At 64.6% G+C, this 17,992-nt stretch carries 17 protein-coding genes and 1 pseudogene; 6 read left to right on the top strand and 12 right to left on the bottom strand.

Annotated elements, in window-relative coordinates:
* Window positions 1-250: pseudogene (locus NM961_RS22425) on the top strand (hypothetical protein); the annotation flags it as partial.
* 189 nt (window positions 251-439) lie between these two features.
* Here NM961_RS22425 and NM961_RS22430 read toward each other — a convergent pair.
* From NM961_RS22430 to NM961_RS22465, 8 genes are all read right to left on the bottom strand, one after another.
* Window positions 440-913 (bottom strand): pentapeptide repeat-containing protein, encoded by a 474-nt coding sequence (locus NM961_RS22430; RefSeq protein WP_255916669.1) that lies wholly within the window; start codon window positions 911-913, stop codon window positions 440-442.
* Window positions 914-936: 23 nt separating this feature from the next.
* On the bottom strand, window positions 937-2,571 hold the full coding sequence (locus NM961_RS22435; RefSeq protein ID WP_255916670.1) for a PAAR domain-containing protein: 1,635 nt from the start codon (window positions 2,569-2,571) through the stop codon (window positions 937-939).
* The gene (locus NM961_RS22440) at window positions 2,568-3,680 is read right to left on the bottom strand and encodes a DUF2169 family type VI secretion system accessory protein (protein ID WP_255916671.1); all 1,113 of its coding nucleotides are present in this window, start codon (window positions 3,678-3,680) and stop codon (window positions 2,568-2,570) included. Before NM961_RS22440 ends, NM961_RS22435 begins: the two co-directional genes overlap by 4 nt.
* On the bottom strand, window positions 3,677-6,049 hold the full coding sequence (locus NM961_RS22445) for a type VI secretion system Vgr family protein (protein ID WP_255916672.1): 2,373 nt from the start codon (window positions 6,047-6,049) through the stop codon (window positions 3,677-3,679). Before NM961_RS22445 ends, NM961_RS22440 begins: the two co-directional genes overlap by 4 nt.
* Before the next feature lie 405 nt (window positions 6,050-6,454).
* Entirely contained in the window at window positions 6,455-7,462 is a 1,008-nt protein-coding gene (locus NM961_RS22450; RefSeq protein ID WP_255916673.1) for an AraC family transcriptional regulator, read from the bottom strand.
* Window positions 7,463-7,764: 302 nt separating this feature from the next.
* Window positions 7,765-8,325, bottom strand: a complete 561-nt coding sequence (locus NM961_RS22455) for a thioredoxin family protein (protein ID WP_255916674.1) — start codon at window positions 8,323-8,325, stop codon at window positions 7,765-7,767.
* 130 nt (window positions 8,326-8,455) lie between these two features.
* Entirely contained in the window at window positions 8,456-8,872 is a 417-nt protein-coding gene (locus NM961_RS22460; RefSeq protein WP_255916675.1) for an organic hydroperoxide resistance protein, read from the bottom strand.
* A 77-nt stretch (window positions 8,873-8,949) separates the two neighbouring features.
* Entirely contained in the window at window positions 8,950-10,008 is a 1,059-nt protein-coding gene (locus NM961_RS22465; RefSeq protein ID WP_255916676.1) for an alpha/beta fold hydrolase, read from the bottom strand.
* Between the two features lie 265 nt (window positions 10,009-10,273).
* On the opposite strand from NM961_RS22465, the gene NM961_RS22470 reads away from it, so the two are divergent.
* The 4 genes from NM961_RS22470 to NM961_RS22485 all read left to right on the top strand — a co-directional run bounded on the left by NM961_RS22470 (window position 10,274) and on the right by NM961_RS22485 (window position 13,926).
* Complete coding sequence (locus tag NM961_RS22470; RefSeq protein ID WP_255916677.1) at window positions 10,274-11,017, top strand: response regulator; 744 nt, start codon at window positions 10,274-10,276, stop codon at window positions 11,015-11,017.
* A complete protein-coding gene (locus NM961_RS22475) occupies window positions 11,014-12,342 on the top strand; it encodes a sensor histidine kinase (protein ID WP_255916678.1) in 1,329 nt (442 codons plus the stop codon). Before NM961_RS22470 ends, NM961_RS22475 begins: the two co-directional genes overlap by 4 nt.
* A 307-nt stretch (window positions 12,343-12,649) precedes the next feature.
* Window positions 12,650-13,315 carry a sterol desaturase family protein gene (locus NM961_RS22480; RefSeq protein ID WP_255916679.1) on the top strand — a complete coding sequence of 222 codons (666 nt, stop codon included), beginning with the start codon at window positions 12,650-12,652 and terminating at the stop codon, window positions 13,313-13,315.
* A 140-nt stretch (window positions 13,316-13,455) separates the two neighbouring features.
* The gene (locus tag NM961_RS22485; RefSeq protein ID WP_255916680.1) at window positions 13,456-13,926 is read left to right on the top strand and encodes an SRPBCC family protein; all 471 of its coding nucleotides are present in this window, start codon (window positions 13,456-13,458) and stop codon (window positions 13,924-13,926) included.
* A 328-nt stretch (window positions 13,927-14,254) separates the two neighbouring features.
* Here the strand turns inward: NM961_RS22485 and NM961_RS22490 are convergent, their stop codons facing one another.
* From NM961_RS22490 to NM961_RS22505, 4 genes are all read right to left on the bottom strand, one after another.
* Window positions 14,255-14,803 carry a GTP-binding protein gene (locus NM961_RS22490; RefSeq protein WP_255916681.1) on the bottom strand — a complete coding sequence of 183 codons (549 nt, stop codon included), beginning with the start codon at window positions 14,801-14,803 and terminating at the stop codon, window positions 14,255-14,257.
* Between the two features lie 135 nt (window positions 14,804-14,938).
* The gene (locus NM961_RS22495; protein WP_255916682.1) at window positions 14,939-15,901 is read right to left on the bottom strand and encodes a hypothetical protein; all 963 of its coding nucleotides are present in this window, start codon (window positions 15,899-15,901) and stop codon (window positions 14,939-14,941) included.
* 66 nt (window positions 15,902-15,967) lie between these two features.
* Window positions 15,968-16,324, bottom strand: coding sequence for a roadblock/LC7 domain-containing protein (locus tag NM961_RS22500; RefSeq protein WP_255916683.1), 357 nt, complete (start codon window positions 16,322-16,324; stop codon window positions 15,968-15,970).
* An 87-nt stretch (window positions 16,325-16,411) separates the two neighbouring features.
* Window positions 16,412-16,858 (bottom strand): roadblock/LC7 domain-containing protein, encoded by a 447-nt coding sequence (locus tag NM961_RS22505; RefSeq protein ID WP_255916684.1) that lies wholly within the window; start codon window positions 16,856-16,858, stop codon window positions 16,412-16,414.
* Window positions 16,859-17,207: 349 nt separating this feature from the next.
* Between NM961_RS22505 and NM961_RS22510 the strand changes: the two genes are divergently transcribed.
* Window positions 17,208-17,852 (top strand): helix-turn-helix transcriptional regulator, encoded by a 645-nt coding sequence (locus NM961_RS22510; protein ID WP_255916685.1) that lies wholly within the window; start codon window positions 17,208-17,210, stop codon window positions 17,850-17,852.
* Window positions 17,853-17,992 lie beyond the last annotated feature (140 nt).

A 17,992-nucleotide genomic window follows, 5' to 3' on the forward strand; every position in this document is an offset into this window, starting at 1 on the left:
GGACGAACGCTGGGCGACGGATCTGTGTCGCGTCTGGGGTGGGCATGACGGTTGGCTGGTACTGGCGCTGGTGATCGATTGCTACACCCGCCAGTTATTGGGTTGGCAGCTCTCGCGCAGCGGCAAGGCGACGACGGCCGCAGCGGCACTGGACGCTCCATCGTCTCTGCCGAGGTTACCGCCTCCTGAGACACCACTTCCACTGCCGCACTTTCCGGCGGCAGCAACCTCGCTACCAGCCGATCTTTGAACGCTTGTCCGTATCGAACCACGTGATCAGGCCCTTCGTACCTCATGGTGAAAGTTCATCAGAGCGACAACTATTCTGACGTGCGTGGGCTATCAGACTGGCTGGTGGGGCCGAACGACGATCGGTAGCAGGTGGCGTTACCAACTGCCATGGCTGCGCATGGCCAAGCCCAACGTTTAGGCGCGCAGATTAAGTGACAAAATGTACACCGGAGAATTCGGCAGTGTCGGTATCGCTGTCGGCGAACGTATCAGCGCCCTCAATCGTGCAGCCGACGAATCTGGCGCCGCTCATGAAAGCGCGAAGAAAAAAGCATCGTGATATCAAGCAATTGACAAAAACGGAGTCCGACAAATCAGCTTTGCTGAAATCAACTGCATCGAACCGGCAATTTTCGAAAACGCAGTTATTGATACTAGCCTTCCTAAAAATGGCGCCGGAAAATTCGCAATAATAGAATTTTCCCGACGCCATGAATGCTGCGTAAAAATCAGAACTAGCAAACAAACAGCGGTTGAAAGTGCACTCCGATAGAACAATGGAGTCAAAGCTGATATCCGAACCAAATAACGCCCCATCGAATATAATGCCGACCAGCTCAAGCTTTGACCCCATTGCTTCCGATGAGGCGGCCCAATCTCCGTGAGAACGCAATCCATCCATCAGGGTTGAATCCCCTACATTTGTCAAGGATACCATTTAACATTTCCCGATAGTCCGGCTTTATCAATAGCGTGCCGAAGTTGGCTAACGTGTTCGGCTGACATTCTGGCCGTGTCAATAATCACATTCTCACCTCGGCCAACTTCGCGTGAAATTGCTTCGACCGCTTTCTCCAGTTTGAATCCAGTCTTGAAGCTCGAATTAAACCCTTTAATGTCCCAAACCACACCATCACGATCGATGAACTCGCCACCATTAGGACGCGGATCTCTCCGAATTGGGAACTTGAGGTCGCCTCTTGCCTCCATTTCCATCCCAACCTCCGCTTCGCGCCAGGTCTTTGGCGAGATGGCGCCATTGTGTGCCGGGTCTCGTGCAAGCTCATCGAACCGCCTAATGTCGCGTTCGTGGGGCCTGATGAATATGCCCTGCGGCTTGATCGGCGGCCGGTGAGGCGGCCTGAAACCTCGCGGAGGGCCGATAGAGCGTTGACTCCCCGGATTTCCCATGCCCTTGCCAACGCCAGCCGTGTCGAGCGCCGTTGCATTGACCCAGTCTACAACCTGCGCAGTGGCTCCCATGGCTTCTACAGTATTCCCTGGCGCACCAATCACCGGACCTAGCAAGGCACGCTCCAATTGTCGTCGCGATTCGTGCGTGCGTAATTCGGTTTCACGCCGCTCATTCCATGACAGCGCCGCGCTCATGGTAGGCCCGGCAGCCGCCTCGGGATAGGCCATGGCAAAAGCGTGTGCAGCCTGGTCGCGGTAGTACAACGCATCGCTGCCGCGCACGCGCATCTGCGTCTCGAGCCGGGCGATACGCTCCTTGATCTGCCTACGCCGTGTCCAATCCAGGAGGAGCGTAGTTTCGCTCAATTCACGGCGAACCTCATCAAGCTCGCGCTGAGTTTCCGCTGCACGCTCATCCGCATTTCGACGTGCTTCGTCAAAATACTTCATTTCTATAGCAAGTTCTTCTTGCGTCTTCTGACGAAACATCGTCTTGATGTCGGTGCGGAGCAATCCAGCGGTTCCGCCAAGGCCATTCGCATCGCAATTGATCAGGCACTCGCTCTCATGCCGCGCAACAGGAAGTCCGTTGACCTTGACGTTGCTCTGGCCCTGGACGATCTTTACGAATCCAGTCGCTTGCGACGTCCTTGATACAACATGGGCACCGGCATCGGCTTTGATTCCTTGATGCATGTCGCCTTGCCGGTACACAGGAACACCCTGAGCTTTTACATTGGGTGACGCCAGCTTTTCCTGCTCGATTTCGGCGTAGCTGTCGAACGCAATCGGCGTTCCGTTCACGTCGCACCAGTCGGGATCGACACATTCGGCTCGCCAGGTGGTTGCGTTGGCGATGTGGCGAGAAGCTTGCGTAGCGGGCTTTTCGTCTGGTTTTTCTATGTGCGGCAGGTCTAAGCCGGGGTTATCCTTGCGATACTGTTCGTATTCGGCATACGTTGGGGACCAATCGCGCAGCGGAACCTCGTTTGAGCCGTCAATAGCCACCGCCGAATAGGCGGAGCGCTCGATAAGCAGGCGGTCGCTACCGGCAAAAGTTCGGATGTTCCATAATGTTTGGTCAGGTGTGATGTGCACCACGCCGGTCATCGACGTGACCGTGGGAAGCGTGAGCACGTCGCTCATGACCAGGCTCCAGCCAAGATACAGGGAGTCGGTGCAGTATGTTCGCCTTTTGTGCTGGCCACCAGCAGTTCGCGGACGGGATTGTCACGGGCGAAAACCGCACGCCAAGTCAGTGATACCCTTTGCTGATCCAGGTCGATACATAGCGTGTCCAGCGCGGGAACTGCGATTTCGCGTGTGTTGTCGTTCCGCCGCGCCAGGATGCGCAGGGTTCGGCCGGGAAGGCGGAACCGGACTCCTCCCATGGGCAGCATACCCATCAGCACGACGGGTTCGTCGCCGCTCAAATAGCCTGAATAGATGAGATCCGGATGCGCACTTTGGAAATAGCGCGGGCTGAAGTCGCCCGGATAGGCCGGATGCCGTGTGGCGCGCCATGCCGCATCGCGAGTGCCGAGATGACGCGAACGTGGCCAAGTCCAGCGGGCGAGCGGACCGAATCCTTGAACGGCGGAGCGTTGCCGGGGGTGTTTTATGGGTGAATCGACGGCATCTATCTGCGGCGCAGGAAAACGCACAAGCGCATTTAACTGATTCTCGATGGATCGGCGCGCGTGCTTGTCCAGTCGAGCAAGCGCGCTTGCGTCGGGAATCCATCCGCAACCGGCGGGATTGTCCGGTTTGTAGATGAATCGGGCGCCGCCATCGCTTGCTGCGGCCGCGAAGCAGCCACCGAAAGCGGCGCGATAGTTGAGTTCGACCACATTGGTAGGCTCTGCCTCCCCCAATCTCCAATCCCAGATACCGAGTCGGAACTCGCGCGGGCCATGCAATTGCAGGACTTTGCGCAGATCGCCGACAGCAACGCCCGCAAACCACTTTCGTGCAGCTTTTGCCTGCCGCGCTGTACCGACGACATGGATATCTGTCGCAGGCTTGTAGATGACGAGGTCACCTTCGCGCCGAACAGTGGTTCGCAATGGCGAAGCGCCCTCGCCGTCGTATTCGTCGCCCGGCAAAATCGCGGAATCGTGCGAGACGCAGGAAACCGCCTCACTTTCGGCGCTAAACACATACGTGCCGCGAATGGCGAGCACATCGAAAAGCGCGCCGGATGGCCCAGCTTTGCGGAACCACGCAACAGGCATACCGCTACGATTGTCGATCATTGCTCGCTTGCGTCGCTCTGAGATTCGAGCGCCGGGGCGGCCAAGGCTGTACCGCTGTTGAGATGAACATCATCGGGAGCATCGGCGTTGACCGTTTTCGCCGCTTTTAGGTGGATATCAGGCCCGTCGAGAAATATTCCATCCGGTGTAATGACGACCTTGGAAGGGCCTGCCTGCAGCACGATCGTATCTTTATCCATGCTGATACTTGAGCCGCTGGATTCTTTTTTCGCAGCACCACCACTAGGCGCAACAATGCTCATGGCCTGCGCGCCCCGACCGTCCTGTGCGCTACCGGGCCCGACGAGCAGCTTGTAAACGCTCCCAACCTTGGCGGTGTGATTGTTGCCAATGGTGTCTGTACGATCAGTGCCCACCTGGCTGGTCATCATCATGCCGACCGTACGCATATAGGCCATACCGACAGTGGTCATCTTGCCCAGCCCGACATTCTGCATGGACGCCATGCCAATCGTTTCCGTCTTGAACTTGCCGACCTTGATCGACCAGCTCTTGCCGATCTTGTCGCTCTCGTTCTTGCCGACTTTCTTGGTGCGGCTGCTGCCGATGGTCAGTGATTCGTTCTTGCCGACGCGGCGCGTGCGGTTGTCGCCGACGCTGTGGGTCTGGTTGTTGCCGATGCTGACGGTCTCGTTCTTGCCGACGTCCTCGCTGCGGTTGTCGCCGATGCTGATTTTCTCGTTATGGTCGACGCGCTCGCTGCGGTCGTTGTGCACCGTGATGGTTTCGTTGTGATCGACGGTTTCCGTGCGGTCGTGCTTCACATGCACGGTTTCATCGTGGTCGATGGTCTTGGTGCGGTCGTGGCCGACCCAGTGTGTCTCGTCGTTCTCGACTTCGATGTCCTGGTTCTTCTCGGCGTGCAGCCAGACCTGTTCCTCGCCCTTCTTGTCCTCGAAGCGCAGTGCGTTGGCGTTCTGCCAGGTCGCGCCCATGGAACTGCGCGTGAGGAAGCCCGACTGCGTGGCATTGGCCGGCAGGCCCCAGGGATGCGGGTTGTTCGTGTTGTAGACGCGGCCGACGATGATGGGCTGATCCGGGTCGCCGTTCAGGTGATCGACCAGCACTTCCTGGCCGATGCGCGGGATATGCACGCCGCCGAAGCCGGTGCCGGCCCAGGGATGCGATACGCGGATCCAGCACGAGGAATTTTCATCCTTCTTGCCGTAGCGGTCCCAGTGGAACTGCACCTTCACCTGGCCGTGTTCGTTGGTGTAGATCTCCTGGCCGGCGGGGCCGGTGACCACGGCGGATTCCGGACCCATCGTATGCGGCTTGGGTGTGCGCCGTTCCGGCCGGTACGGCTGGTCGGTCGGATGCACTTCCGCCGCAATCGTCAGGCGGTGCTCGCCGCTGTCCTCGGTCGCCTCGTAGTCGTTGTCGCTGAAATCGTATTCGGCGCCGACGACCAAATATTCCTTGTTGTAGTCACCGACGGCGTGCTTCTCCAGCGTGAACAGCCGGCCCGGCGCGACGCCGCGTGCGCGGCCCTGGGAGAAGCTGCGCAGATGGCTGGATTGCAGTTCTTCCAGGCGCACGCGGGCGTACGGGTCGCCTTCGCCGAGCGTCGGGTAGCTGCCGGGGTAATCAAAAATGTCGTAGCTCGCGTGCGGATGGCCGGCGGGCTGTGCGCGCTGAGTGGTCAGGTCCGCACTCGGCATCACGAAGTTGTAGTCGCGCGCGGCGTACTTGCCGCTCTGCACATTGCCGCCGGCGGCCCAGCCGTTGAAATGATCCTTGTCGGGGACCGACACATCCTGCGGATAGAAAGGGATCGTGGCATAGCCCGGATACGGCGTGGCCAGGCCGATGTCGTCCGTCATCACCAGTGTATGCTCGCCGGCCGAATGCTCGAACCAGTACCAGATGCCTTCGTGTTCCAGCAGGCGCTGCACGAAATTCGCATCGGTCTCGCGGTACTGCACGCAGTAGTTCCACTTGCGGTAGCTGCGCGACAGCAGCCACTTGGTCTGGAACGGGTACATCGCCAGCACCTGCTTGACGATGTCGGGTGTCGTCATCTGCTGGAAGATGCGGTAGTCGCTGCGCCGCGTCGCATACCACAGCCAGGGTTTGAGCTGCGCCACGTACAGATGCCGCCGCCCGGCTCTGCCGGCCGAGCGGAAATGCACGCACTGGCCGTTGAGATAGCGCCGCGCGCCGCCTTCCAACTCGAAATCCACCGTGATCGGCTGGCCCAGCAGCGCGGGCGCCGCCAGGCCCTTTTCCTCGCTCGTCAGCGTGAGCTGGAAATCGAACAGCTGCGACAGCGATTCCCGTCCCTGCAGGCTGTCGAAGCGCAATACTTCGGGGCCCAGGGGCGTGGTGACGTTCAGGGTGCGGTTCATGGCGAGTCCGTTCGTAAGCCGGCAAGTCAATTTGCAGCGGGTAAAAGATGGTGTTGGATAAAAGCGTAAATTACAGAATGGAACGAGCGTAGCAATCCGCTGCCGGCGGTGCCACCGGGGAATTGGCATATCGACGGGGTGCTGTTCCCCTGGTCCGCGCCAGGACGGGCTTTTTTACCGGGCCTCGGAAATTTCCGATGCTCATGGCAGAAATTTCCTGCTGTCCAGGCGGACGTCATATCGGTGCGCGATTCGCGCGGCGCGCCGATGCATCCTGCGGTAGAGGGCAATTCTCTGCGTTCGGCCGAAGGAGTCCCGCGTAACGCGGCGCTGTGTCGGCACGCGATCTGCCGGAACAATTGCCTGGCCGTCGTGCGCCACCGGTTGTCTGTCTAGCCTCGCAGACTAGCCATCCGATCGTTGCCACTCTCCCGGCGTCTTGCCAAACCACCGCCTGGCCGCCCGGCTGAGACTGCTCGCATCGTGATACCTCATGCGTCGTGCCGCTTCCTGCAGCGGCACGCCGTCGCGCAGCAGCTGCTGCAGTGCGTCGCGCCTTGCCGTGTCGACCAGCGCGGTCCAGCTCTGGTTTTCCTGGTGCAGCTGCCGCTGCAGGGCGCGCAGGCTCATGCCCAGGGCCTGGGCCAGGTCTTCGACGCGCATTGCGCCGCTGATCCGCGAGGCCAGCCATTGGCGGGCGTAGGCGCTGATCGAGCCGGCGCGGGGCAGGGCGCCGAGTTGCTGGTCCAGCAGCTGGCAATGCACCCGGTGCAGATCGGGATCCGAATGCGGCAGGCGGCGCGTGAGTTCGGCGCCGGGCAGGCGCAGCTGGTTGGCGCCGGCATTGAACTGCACTTCGCTGCCGAACAGGCGCCGGTAGGCCGGGAGCGGGCCTTGTGGTGCATGCCGCAGCGTCACCTGCACCGGTACCAGCGGACGTTCCGCCAGGCCGCGGGCCATGACCAGGATGCCGCCGACGATGGCTTCCACCTGTTGTGGAAAAAGCCGCAGGCGTTGCAATTGCTCGGTGTAGACGATGGCCGCGTCGCCGCCCGGCAGCGGCTGCGCTTCCAGCGTGCCGGATTCGCTGACCAGGCGGTAATAGCGCAGCATCAGTGCCAGTGCCGCCTGCAGCGTCGCGCTGGTCATGGCGGCCAGGCCCAGGGCGCGGAAAGTGGTCGGGCGGGCAGCTTCGGCCACGGCCAGGCCCAGCAGCGGGTCGCCGGTCAGGGCCAGGCCGTGTTGCCAGAGGCGGTGCACGGTCTCGGGTGCGCTGCGGCCGTTGGGATCGTCCAGCGTCGCGGCCTCCAGGCCCAGCTGTGCGAGCAGGCGGTCCGTGTCCACGCCTCTGGCCTGGAGTACGGCCAGCACGGTGCGGACATAGGTGTTGGAGACGGTGCGCGGATCGAGCATGGCGCAGCTAAGTGTGCCGCGCGGGGAATGTCAATGCATCGATCGGGCTGGCGCAGCACACCGGCTGAGGCTATTTCCCGCGTGCCGGTCGGCGGTGCTGCGCGGCGCCGTGGCTGAAGGGCCCGCCATTCCTTCGCGCCGCCGCCGCGGGTGCCGGCGCCTTGGCCGACAGTCCATCGCAGCGCGGCATTTGAGCCAGAAAGGCCGTGCCGCGGGCCTGCGCGGCTGTGCGTGTTTGTGCACAGTCGACGGCGCCAGCCCGCATCGCTGCGGCGCGGCGCTCCGCGCCAGCCGCCTGCGCCTCAGCCGTTTTTTGAAGCCGCCTCAAGCAGCGAACGAATCATAGCTTCCGTCTCCGCATAACGGCCTTCGCCGATATGGTGGTAGGCGATGCGTCCTTGCGCGTCGATCAGGTACAGCGCCGGCCAGTAGCGGTTGCCATAGGCATTCCAGGTCGCGTAGGCGTTGTCCTGGGCGACCGGATAAGTGATGCCGAAGCGTTCGATCGCGGCCTGCACCTTGTCCGTCGCCGTTTCCTCGGGGTATTCGGGCGTATGCACGCCGACGATGACGAGACCCTGGTCGCGATAGGCCGCATGCCATTGCTTGAGCTGGGGCATCACGTGGATGCAGTTGATGCACGAGTAGGTCCAGAACTCGACCAGCACTACCTTGCCGCGCAGTGCGCTCAGGCGCAGCGGCGGGCTGTTGAGCCAGTGGGCTATGCCGGTGAATTCGGGGGCGGCCGTGAGTGTTGGCGCAGACTGGCCCGCGGGTGCGGCCGTTGCTTGCTGCGATGATGAGCAGGCGCTGGCGAGAAGGCAGGTTGCCAGCAGCGCGGTCAACGAAGTGATCGTTCTCATGACGATGGATTCCTTGCGAATGCCAGGGAAGTCGACCGGCGCAGCGGCCGGCCGATTGCATGGATGCCGCGGCAGGGCGGGCGGCGCAGCACAACGGTGGACGCGCTGTGCCAGATCGCGGCAGTGCTGTTCAGAGCAGACGGATCACGACGTCGATATTGCCGCGTGTGGCCCTGGAGTAGGGGCAGGTAAGGTGCGCCTCGTCGACGATGGCCTGCGCCTGCTGCGGATCCAGTCCCGGCAGCGAGACATTGAGCCGCGCCTGCAGCTGGTAGGCCTCGCCGGCTTTGCCGAGATCGACTTCCGCGTCGATTGCGGCCGCCGCCGGCAGGGTGATGCGCAGCTTGCGCGCCGCAATTCCCATCGCACCCTGGAAGCAGGCGGACCAGCCTGCGGCGAACAGCTGTTCCGGGTTGGTGCCGTTGCGGCCGCTGCCGGGCGTGGACAGCGCGATATCGAGCTGGCCGTCGTTGCTGCGGGCGTGGCCTTCGCGGCCGCCGGTGGTGTGGGTCTTGCCGGTGTAGAGGACGCTGTCGAGGGTGTTCATGGAAACGCTCCGGTTGCGGTGTGGGTGGTGTGATGCAGAGGAAGCCGCGCCGCTATGGCGCGTAGTGGGTGGATGGCTTACAGCTGGATGGCGTCGAGCACGGCCTGGACGAACTCGGCCGGTGCTTCCTGCGGCGGGTTGTGGCCGATGCCGCCGCGGAAGATGCGGTGCTGGTACTTGCCGGTGAACTTGTTCGCGTAGGCTTCGGGCCTGGGATGCGGCGCGCCGTTCGCATCGCCTTCGATGGTGATAGTCGGCACCGTGATCAGCGGCGCGGCGGCGAGGCGTTGCTCCAGCGCGGCATATTTGGGCTCGCCGTCGGCCAGGCCGAGACGCCAACGGTAGTTGTGGATCACGATGGCGACATGGTCCGGGTTGTCCAGCGCCGCGGCGCTGCGTTCGAAGCTGGCGTCGTCGAACTTCCATTGCGGCGAAGCCAGCTGCCAGATCGTGCGCGCGAAGTCGTGCGTGTACTGCGCATAGCCGGCCTGGCCGCGCTCCGTGGCGAAGTAGAACTGGTACCACCACTGCAGCTCCGCCGCGGGCGGCAGCGGCTTGCGATTCGCTTCCTGGCTGCCGATCAGATAGCCGCTGACCGATACCAGCGCCTTGACGCGCTCGGGCCACAGCGCGGCGACAATGTCGGCCGAACGCGCGCCCCAGTCGTAGCCGGCCAAGGTGGCGCGGCGGATCTCCAGCGCATCCATCAGTGCCACGACATCGCTGGCGAGCGCGGCGGGCTGGCCGTTGCGCGGCGTTTGTGCAGAAAGGAACCGGGTGCTGCCGTAGCCGCGCAGATGCGGAACGATGACCCGGTAGCCGCGTGCGGCCAGTTGCGGCGCGACGGCGGCATAGCTGTTGATGTCGTAGGGCCAGCCGTGCAGCAGGATAATCGCCTCGCCATCGGCCGGGCCGAGTTCCGCGTAGCCGATGCGCAGGTCCCCGGCGTCGACCTGCCTGTCGGCCTGCAGCGCCGGCGGCAGTGACGCGGCGGTGGTAGCGGATGCCGCGGCGCAGGCGACACTGCTCAGCAGCAGGCCGCCCGCGGCGATCAAGCGCGCCAGCCGGCGCAGGGTCTGCGGGACCGGAAACGCAGAGGCAGCGCGAGCGGTCCTGCGGGTTTCTGCCGTAGTCATGAGCGTGTCCTTCAGCGGGGCCGGCGGAGGTGCCGGGGTTGGCGCTATTGCGCGCCCGGCCGGTATCGGCGACGTGTCGCCCGCGCCGGGGATTTGTCAGCCAATCGCGCAAACCGGCCCGCGGATACAGTGCGATACAAAGCCGCGCGCGGCCGACACCGGCCGGATACCGCGCCGGCGTCCAATGGACCGGCGCCGGCGGCACAGGCGCTACCATCCGCCGCAGCGGGCCAGCCTCCGCCGCGATCCGACACCCGGAGCTTTCATGACCAGCCAAGCCGATCACATCCTCGTCGTCGACGACGATCGCGAAATCCGCCAGATGGTCGGTGACTACCTGCGGCGCAACGGGCTGCGCACCAGCCTGGCCGCGGACGGGCGCGAGATGCGCGCGGCGCTGGATACCAGCGATATCGACCTGATCGTGCTCGATGTGATGATGCCCGGCGAGGATGGGCTGACGCTGTGCCGCAACCTGCGCGCCGGCCGGCATCGCGCCGTGCCGGTCATACTGCTCACCGCGCGGGACGATGAAACCGACCGCATCGTCGGCCTGGAAATGGGCGCCGACGATTACGTCACCAAGCCGTTTTCGTCACGCGAGCTGCTGGCGCGGATCACCGCCGTGATCCGGCGCGCGCGCATGCTGCCGCCGAATCTGCAGGTTTCCGAGGCCAGCCGGCTGATCCGCTTCGGCGACTGGCGCCTGGACACCACGGCGCGCCATCTGCTCGATGCGGAAGGCACGGCCTATCCGCTGAGCGGCGCCGAATTCCGGCTGTTGCGCGTGTTCATCGATCACCCCCAGCGCGTGCTCAGCCGCGACCAGCTGCTGAACCTCACCCAGGGGCGCGATGCCGAGGCCTTCGACCGCTCCATCGACCTGCTGGTCAGCCGTCTGCGCCAGCGCCTGGGCGACGGCGCGCGCGAACAGAGCTATATCAAGACCGTGCGCAGCGAAGGCTACGTCTTCAGCCAGGCGGTAGTGCTGCTGGGCGACGACGCATGAATACGGCGGCCAGATCACCGTTGCTCCAGCGCCTGCTGCCGCGCACGCTGCGCGCGCGTCTGCTGCTGATCCTCGGCGCCGGCTTGCTGCTGGCCTACGCACTGGCGTTCGCGCTGCTGTTCGCCGAACGCATGGATGCCACGCGCACGATGATGCTGCGCAACCTGTACGAGGATGTGCCCGTCAGCGTGGCCCTGCTGGAGAGCCTGCCGGCGCAGCAGCGCGCTGCGTGGATTCCGCGCCTGGAGCGGCGCACTTATCGCTACCTGCTGCGGGCGGGGCAGGAAGGCATGCCGCTGACGAGTACGCGCGCGCACCAGGTGACCATGCTGATCGATGAGGCGCTGGATCATCGCTACAGCCTGCGCGCGCGCGCCGTCTCGGCGCGGCCGGAGCGCTACGAGGTGGAACTCCGGTTGAAGGACGGTGCGCCGGTCACCATCGAAGTGACGCCGGCGCCGATGCCGCTGGCGACCTGGCTGCCGTGGGTGCTGGCGCTGCAGGGGCTGCTGCTGTCGGCGTGCGCCGGCATGGCGGTGCGCCTGGCAACGCGGCCGCTGGCGCGGCTGGCCACGGCGGCCGAGCAGATGGACCTGGCCGGCCAGGGCGCGCCGGTCGCGCAGGATGGTCCGGCCGAAGTCGTCATGGCCGCGCAGGCGCTGAACCGGCTGCAATCCCGCGTCGCCGCCCATGTCGCCGAACGCACGCAGATCCTGGCCGCCATCTCGCATGACCTGCAGACGCCGATCACCCGGCTGCGCCTGCGCGTGGAGGCGTGGGAGGCCTCGGCGGCGCAGGACAAGCTTCTGGCCGATATCGACCAGATCAGCCAGCTGGTGCGCGATGGGCTCAGCTATGCGCGCAGCGCGACTGTGGCCACCGGACCGGCGCTGCGGCTCGACCTGCGCAGCTTCCTGGAGAGCCTCGTGGCGGACTACCAGGATGCCGGCAAGGCGGTGCAGCTGGCCGACGGCCCCAGCGCGCTGCACAGCACCCATCCGGAAGTGCTGCGCCGTGTGCTGCAGAACCTGATCGACAACGCCTTGAGCCATGCGGGCAGCGCCCAGGCGCGGCTGCGCGTGGACGAAGCCGGCACTGCCTGCATCGATGTGCTGGATCGCGGTCCGGGCATTCCCGACGACCAGCTCGCCGCCGTACTGCAGCCGTTCCACCGGCTGGAACCGTCGCGTTCGCGCAGCACCGGCGGCACCGGCCTGGGGCTGGCCATCGCGCAGCAGCTTGCGCAGGCGCTGGGGGCGGGACTGAGCCTGAGCAACCGGGAGGGCGGTGGATTGCAGGCCACGGTAATGCTGGCAAGGCGCTAGCGCGACGCGCGCGGAGGCTGCGGGAGCAGGGTGGGTGATGCAGCGGAACGTGGCCGGCGTGCCGGCCTGTCTCATGGTGCCGCTGTCACGAGCCTGTCTCGCCGGCCGGTTGGCGTGAAATGTCAATGTCGTGCCCCGCCGCTGTCAATGCGGCCCGGCGCAGCGCGGCGCATCATGCGATCCGCGATGGCAACGAGGAAGGACAGCTTTCCGCTGTGGCCGAAGCCGCCGTCGCACCGCGTTGCGCGGGCTGGTGTCGCGCGGTGCGCCGTCCGAAGTGGATTGCCGTCTGCAGGTCCTGCAACCGATGAAGCACGATACCGAAGCTTTCCGCACGCGCTACCGCGCCACCATCCACCGCTGGTACAGCGCCTGGCTGCACGGCGGTTTCGTGCTGGCAGCCGGCGTGGCCGCGCTGGCCTTTTTTGCAAGCCGGCTGCAGGCGGTGCAGGCCTGGGAATGGCTGGCGATTCCGCTGGGCCTGCTGGTGTTCAACTGGGGCGAGTACACGGTGCATCGCCGTTACGGCCATCACAAGCATCGTCTCGGCGCGCTGTTCTACAAGCGCCATACCGGCGATCACCACAGTTTCTTTGTCGATACGCGCATGCCCTACGAGCAGGCGTGCGACTGGCGCGTGATCTTTTTCCCGGCGTGGCTGATCCTGCTGTTCTGCGCCGGGCTGGCGCCGCTGTACTGGGTGCTGGCGCAGTTCAGCGTCAACGTTGCCGCGCTGCTGTGCGCGACTTTGCTTGGTGGTTATCTGAGCTACGAGATTTTCCACGCCTGCGAACACCTGCCGGCGACACATCCGCTGGCGCGGCTGCCGTGGATACGGCATATGCGCCGGCTGCACCAGCTGCACCACCGCCGCGACCTGATGCAGACGCGCAATTTCAACCTCGTATTCCCGCTGATGGACTGGCTGCACGGCACGCTGCACTGGGAGCCTGAAGATCGCCGCCTGCCTTGATGCGACACATCACTGTCGGTTCGCCCTGTCGTGCGCGTGTCGGCCCGTGCTGGCGCGGCTTTTCTTCCCGGGGCGCGTATTGCCATCCCGCACAGCCCTGAAATCGCCGTGATTTCCATCGTCCGCTTCCGGAGCCCGCCATGCCCTCGCACACCAGCCAGACCCTGCTCGCCGCCACGCCGCCGCAGGCCTATGACTACCTCACCGTACCGGCCTGCTGGCACGAATGGCATGCGGCTTCGCTGGGCACGGTGCCCGACAGCCGCATGTCCCAGCCGGCGGGAGCGACCTTCGAGGAAAACATACGCACCGCCGGTTTTCGCCGCCGCCTGCACTGGCGAGTGGCCGCAGCGGTACGGCCGCAGTATTGGGAAGGCGAGGCGCGCATGGCCGACGGCAGCCGCGTGCGCCTGCGCTACGACTTTGCCGCCAGCGGCGATGGCACCGTGTTCACCCGCACGCTGGAGTATTCGGTGAAGCCGCTGTGGCTGCGGCTGGTGGATGCGCTGTTCGGGCGCTTCCGCATCCGCCGCGAGACGGCGGTGGCACTGCGCAAGCTGCAGCAGCGGTTTGCGGCGGGCGAGGGACAGGTTTCTGTTGCTGCGGATTGAACAAGGCAGGCACTGGCTGTACGGGAGACGGCGCAGCGCTGTCGCAACGGGTGCGGATTGCCGGTGTTCCTGGTCCTGGCGGCATGCCGCGCGTGCGGCAACTGAAATCGCGACGCTGAGCGCGCCGCGGGTGCGGCATGCGACATGTCGTGTGCGCTGCGGCCCCCATCGTGAAGCTGGCCGCGCTTACATCATGCAATAGATTGTGTGCTGCGGCCGCAATCGTGGCGCCGACCGTGCTGCGCGTGGGGCAGGCGACATGCCCTGTGTGCTGCAGCCACGGGGCCTTGAACTCTTGTGGAAATTTTCCAGCGATGCGTTGCGTCAGTCACTCCAGCATCAGCAGCAGCGCGCGCACCAGCTGTGTCGTCTGCTGCGGGTTGCGCGCGTCGAAGGTGAATACCGGTGGCGTGATGCCCTGCGCGCGCATGGCCTTGCGCACGGTGATCAGATCGAATTCCGGCACCTCTTCGGTGCGCGTGATGCCGATCACCATGGGCAAGGCCGCATCGAAGTCGGCGACGGTGCGCGCCCAGTAGCCGCAGTGCGTAACGACGTCGGGATCGGAGCCATCCAGCACGATGACCGCGCCCAGCGCGCCGCGGAGCAGGATGGGCCGCATAAACTCGAAATGGTCCTGGCCCGGGCAGCCATAGAGAAAGACGCTGTGGCCGCCCTCGATGCGCACGGTGGCGAAATCCAGCGCCACCGTAGTCGATGTCTTGTCGCCGCGGGTGGGGCCGCTGAGGGGCATGTCGGTGGAAACGGGCGGCGAGTCCGCGATCGAGGTGATGGCCGTGGTCTTGCCGGCGCCCACCGGGCCGACGAACACCAGTTTCGTTGACGACGCGGCGTCGATGCAGGTCTGGTCCAGCATGAATTTCCTGTGGAATCCTTGGCATGATGGCGACTGGCTGTGTTGCGGTCGATGCTGCTTGCGTTCATCAGCTGAGCGAACGGAGTGCCGTCTGCATAGCATCGTCGCAGAGAGCGCTGTGGCCAGCAGCAGGCTTCACCAAGCCAGCCCGAAACGCGCTGCCAGCTTGCTCAGCAACGGTCTGGCAACACGCGCCGCCTGTGCGGCTGGCGGCGTCGCCGCGGCTGGCGGCTCATCGATGACGAGCAGATTGCTGGCACGGAACGCCCAAAGGCAGGCATTCACCTCGTCGGCGCTGATGCCGGCTTTTGCGGCGCGTTCCTTCACGCAGCCGGGCCGCTGCTGCAGCCAATTGGCGATGCGCAGCGGCGTAAGGGTTTCCCGCGTGCTGCCCAGATCCGGAAAGTCACGCAGGGCGTAGGTGCTGCCGGCGAAGGCCGGCAGCTGATGTCTGCAGCGCAGGGCGCCGTCGACCAGGAAGGCATCGAGGCTCCAGGAGATTTCACCGATGCCCGGATGACGCTCGGCGACGGCGGTGAACGCATGGGTTTCCGCGCGCTCGCCCAGCGCGTCGCGTGCCGCCAGCATGTCGCTGAGCGTCGCCGCGGTCACGCGCCCGCGCGAGGCGCGGATGCTGATGCGGCGGCCGGCTATGTCGGCATCAATGTCGCGTCCGCGCCAGCTGTCGTGGGTCAGCTCCAGCAGGGCGGAAACATCGCTGGTGTGGCCGGGCAGGGGCGCGGGCGCGCTGGTGCCGGGGCGTGCCGGGGAATCCGGCTTCCTGGCGGCATCGATCACGCCGCGCAGCGCGGATACCAGGGACGCCGCGGTGCCTTCCGCTACGTGGCGTTGCGTCGACAGCGCGAAATGGATGGGCTGCGCGGCGTAGGCGACGAGGCCGATGCCGCGCTTCTGCGCCAGCTCCATCACCCGCCTGCCGTAGGCGTCGTCGGCGTTGACGACGACGACATCGCAGCGCGTGCCGTCCCAGGGCGACAGTTTCGCTTCGATGCGTACAGCGCCCAGCAGGTTCGCTGCCAGCCTCACCTTCTGGTCTTCCGGATCGGTCAGCGCCGCAGTTCGGAGGTCGATGCGCATGGGGACGTTTTGATGAGGGATGGCCGAAGTCGTCGCCGCGGGGAACCAGGCAGGAAGCCGTCGCCGTCAGGAGAAATCGATGGCTTTCTCGAACGAGCGCAGTTCATGCCGTGCCATGGCGAGATTAGCTTTTGCCCGATCCAGCACCACATAGAGGAACAGCTTCTGGTTGGATTCCAGCGGACGCAGCAGGTGGTACTGCTTGGCCAGGCTGATCAGGACGTCTTCGATGGTGTCGTTCAATTTCAGGGAGCCGGCGACCTTGCGTTTGGCGCGGATGACTTCGGTGTTGCCGGCCGCGGCCAGTTCGAGATTGATGCCGCTGCCGTCGCCGGCCAGCAGCATGCCGCTTTCACTGTCGACCAACGCAGAGGCGACGTAGCCGTCGATGCTGCGCAGGGCTTCTAGACTGATTTTTGCCATGACGTGGGTTCCGGTTGTTGGATGACGAATCGACACAGCGGCGGGACGCCCGGTCACGTAGCTGCTCTGGAAAAACAAACTGAGGGTTTACGCAAGGACGCTGGCCAGCGATTCCGCGCAGTCCAGGGTGCGGCGCAGCACCATCGCCAGGTTGTCGCTGCGGCTGGCCGCAGCGCACAGGACGTATAGCGGCCTGGGCGATGGAACACGCACGGCCACGATCAGGCCATGGGCCGATGTGATAGTCGCGTAGGAACAGCGGCCGTGCGACGTCTCCTTGGAGAACGTCTCGCTGAGTGCCAGAAAGGAACTGGCCATCGCGGCAACCCGCTCGGCCTGATCCCGCGAAGCCTCGCCGATGGTCGCCAGCGGACGCCCGTCCACATAGCACAGGCTGACCAGCTCCATGGCGGGCGAGGTTGCGAAGAAGGCTTGCAGGTGTCCGGCATACGGCTGGGTTGCATCGTCGTGTACAGCCGCCACCGCGGGCGGTTCCGCCGCCGCGCCGTCACTGAGCGCTTCAATCCCGAGCATCCTGTCCTCCCCCTGAAGAGGCTGCTGCAGCGGTTCCGGTGAGACTGCGCAGTAGATTGCGCAGTCCGTTCCAACGTGGTGGTGATGCAGTCGTGCGATGCTGTGCCGTCGCTCAAGTCCTGCATGACCGGTTCCAGGGCAACTCAACGCTACGCTCCAGCAGCATGACCTCAGCATAGGCAGTAGGTGGTTGGCTTGCCATGGGGGATCCCCCGGTTCGCATGACAATAAACATCGGGTATACGGGGATTTATGCCAAGTCCGGATCGATGGTCACATTTGTTTTGGTTTTCCATGCGCTACGGCATGACAAAACGCCTCGGCGGGGCGGCGAAACAAGGTTGCGCGCATGTGCCATAAACGTCGCGAGGTCAGCATCCTCATCACCGTTCCTTCCGAACTGGCGGCGGTAGGCCTGGTCGTCGGGCTGTCGTCGCGTTCCGAACTGCACGTTCTGGCCACTACCCATTCGTTGAACCAGGGTTTGGCCATTCTGCAGAAGCTGGCGCCCGAAATCGTGATCAGTGCGCCGGAGTGGGTGCCGGCGTTCGAGCAGCTCTTGCACGAGGGTGAGATCCGGACACGCCTGGTCGCATTCGGCTCCAGGCAGCACCTGGGCATGATCGCGGAGGAGACGGCGCAGGTGGCTTGCGGTTATTTCAGCTATCTGTCGCCAGCCGGGACCTACCTGCCTCTGATCGACGCGGTTTCCCATTGCCGTCTGCCGGCGATGGACAGCAAGCACAAGCTGTGTCGCAGTTGTGCCACGCGGCTGTCGCTGCGGCCGCCGAAACCGAACCTGTCTGCGCGCGAGATGGAGGTCTTCGTCGCCGTGGGCAAGGGGTTCGGCACCTCGGAAATCGCCGCGCAGATGGGCATTAGCGTGAAGACTGTCGAGTCATTCCGCGAGAGCATCAAGAGCAAGCTGGCGCTGGGGTCGGCCCGGGAAATGAGCGCCGTCGCCGCGGAGTGGTGTCGCGGCGGGTTTTCCTGAAAGATGGAAGATTGGATTTTTCGGCTGTTGTGTCCGCGGGCCGTACACAGCGGCTACGCCCATCGATTCTGCTGATTGCACGCACCTGGCGATGCCACCGCCGGGCTCCCTGCGCTGGCGACCGATCCGGATGTTCGCGG

Origin of the sequence: Tahibacter harae (genome assembly GCF_024437735.1) — a bacterium.
Classification (GTDB): Bacteria; Pseudomonadota; Gammaproteobacteria; order Xanthomonadales; family Rhodanobacteraceae; genus Tahibacter; species Tahibacter harae.

Bases quoted from the DNA above. Each gene is read 5' to 3' on its own strand.
- NM961_RS22505 (WP_255916684.1), bottom strand. From the start codon at position 16,858: ATGCTCGGGATTGAAGCGCTCAGTGACGGCGCGGCGGCGGAACCGCCC.
- NM961_RS22485 (WP_255916680.1), top strand. From the start codon at position 13,456: ATGCCCTCGCACACCAGCCAGACCCTGCTCGCCGCCACGCCGCCGCAG.
- NM961_RS22430 (WP_255916669.1), bottom strand. From the start codon at position 913: ATGGATGGATTGCGTTCTCACGGAGATTGGGCCGCCTCATCGGAAGCA.
- NM961_RS22490 (WP_255916681.1), bottom strand. From the start codon at position 14,803: ATGCTGGACCAGACCTGCATCGACGCCGCGTCGTCAACGAAACTGGTG.
- NM961_RS22480 (WP_255916679.1), top strand. From the start codon at position 12,650: ATGAAGCACGATACCGAAGCTTTCCGCACGCGCTACCGCGCCACCATC.
- NM961_RS22510 (WP_255916685.1), top strand. From the start codon at position 17,208: ATGTGCCATAAACGTCGCGAGGTCAGCATCCTCATCACCGTTCCTTCC.
- NM961_RS22450 (WP_255916673.1), bottom strand. From the start codon at position 7,462: ATGCTCGATCCGCGCACCGTCTCCAACACCTATGTCCGCACCGTGCTG.
- NM961_RS22435 (WP_255916670.1), bottom strand. From the start codon at position 2,571: ATGAGCGACGTGCTCACGCTTCCCACGGTCACGTCGATGACCGGCGTG.
- NM961_RS22470 (WP_255916677.1), top strand. From the start codon at position 10,274: ATGACCAGCCAAGCCGATCACATCCTCGTCGTCGACGACGATCGCGAA.
- NM961_RS22465 (WP_255916676.1), bottom strand. From the start codon at position 10,008: ATGACTACGGCAGAAACCCGCAGGACCGCTCGCGCTGCCTCTGCGTTT.
- NM961_RS22445 (WP_255916672.1), bottom strand. From the start codon at position 6,049: ATGAACCGCACCCTGAACGTCACCACGCCCCTGGGCCCCGAAGTATTG.
- NM961_RS22440 (WP_255916671.1), bottom strand. From the start codon at position 3,680: ATGATCGACAATCGTAGCGGTATGCCTGTTGCGTGGTTCCGCAAAGCT.
- NM961_RS22455 (WP_255916674.1), bottom strand. From the start codon at position 8,325: ATGAGAACGATCACTTCGTTGACCGCGCTGCTGGCAACCTGCCTTCTC.
- NM961_RS22460 (WP_255916675.1), bottom strand. From the start codon at position 8,872: ATGAACACCCTCGACAGCGTCCTCTACACCGGCAAGACCCACACCACC.
- NM961_RS22500 (WP_255916683.1), bottom strand. From the start codon at position 16,324: ATGGCAAAAATCAGTCTAGAAGCCCTGCGCAGCATCGACGGCTACGTC.
- NM961_RS22475 (WP_255916678.1), top strand. From the start codon at position 11,014: ATGAATACGGCGGCCAGATCACCGTTGCTCCAGCGCCTGCTGCCGCGC.
- NM961_RS22495 (WP_255916682.1), bottom strand. From the start codon at position 15,901: ATGCGCATCGACCTCCGAACTGCGGCGCTGACCGATCCGGAAGACCAG.